Source organism: Thalassobaculum fulvum, from assembly GCF_014652915.1.
GTDB lineage: Bacteria > Pseudomonadota > Alphaproteobacteria > Thalassobaculales > Thalassobaculaceae > Thalassobaculum_A > Thalassobaculum_A fulvum.
In genome coordinates this window covers 1-1,127 of record NZ_BMZS01000023.1, presented here as the reverse complement: position 1 = coordinate 1,127, position 1,127 = coordinate 1, and the positions used below count along the sequence as shown (strand labels likewise).

Sequence of the window (1,127 nt, the reverse complement as noted above, 5' to 3'; positions counted from 1 at the left end):
CCGGCAACTGTGTTGTCGACGATCATGCGGCCTGGAATTCGGTGTCGTCACGGACCATCGCGTTGAGGGTGAGCAGGATCTTCCTGGCGACGGCGATGAGGGCGACCTTGGGGGGCTTTCCGGCTTCGAGGAGACGCCTGTAGAAGGTGGCGAAGGGTGCCTTTGGTCGGGTGGCGACGAGGGCCGCCATGTAGAGGGCGCGCCGCACCCTGCTGCGCCCGCCGGCGATGCGCCTGATCCCGCGATAGGTGCCGGAGTCGCAGTTGTATGGGGCAAGCCCGACCAGAGCGGTGATGCGTTTGCCGGACCGGTTGCCGAGCTCGGGCAGCAGGGCGATGAGGACGGCGGCGGTGACCTGGCCGATGCCGGTCATCGAGCGCAGCAGGCACTCGAGGCGTCGCAGCCGCTCGGATCGTCGGATCAGCTGATCGATCAGGCGCTGGCAGATGGCGATCTCGGCATCGAGCAGGGCGATCACCCGTTCGTAGCTGTCGGTCGGGTCACCGAGCGTGGCCTCGGTCCGGCGAACCCGCTCCTGGGTCCGCAGGTCAACCAGCTGGTCGCGCCGCCGGGTCAGGCAGGCGAGCCGGTCGCGCTGCGGATCGTGCTCACCCTGCTCCTCGACCTCCAGGCTGGACGCCATGGTGGCGATCACCCGGGCGTCCACCGCGTCGGTCTTGGCGCGGCGACCGATCGCCCGGGCGAAGGCGCGCACCCGAGCCGGCTCCAGGCGCTGGAACGGCACCCCGGCCGCCCTCAGCGCAACCCGCAGTGCCAAGTCGTAGCGGCCGGTCGCCTCGAACGCCACCCCAACACCGCGCTCCGCCCAGTCGGCGCTCGCCGCCGCCAGGGCGTCCGCGGTGTTGGCGATCACCCCGCCGCCTCCGCTCGCGTCGTACACATCAAGACGCGCCTTCGACACGTCGATCCCAATCCACGAAGCTGGTACCATCGTTCCGCCTGTCCCTGTGATGTGAGGTCCGCTGCAACGGCCTCGCGCAACTGTTCAGGTTGGAAGTCAGTAGGCGGGCGGGGGGCCGTGCCGGATCAGGGTGTCACGCACCGGGAACCCAACGGCCTCCCGCCCCGCTCCAACAAAAGCACACTTCAAACACACAGGAACCCAC

General features: G+C 69.2%; 1 protein-coding gene. It reads right to left on the bottom strand.

Going from position 1 to position 1,127, the window contains the following annotated elements:
• Positions 1-22: 22 nt before the first annotated feature.
• Positions 23-952 carry an IS110 family RNA-guided transposase gene (locus IE246_RS27790; protein WP_189995947.1) on the bottom strand — a complete coding sequence of 310 codons (930 nt, stop codon included), beginning with the start codon at positions 950-952 and terminating at the stop codon, positions 23-25.
• Between the last annotated feature and the right edge of the window lie 175 nt (positions 953-1,127).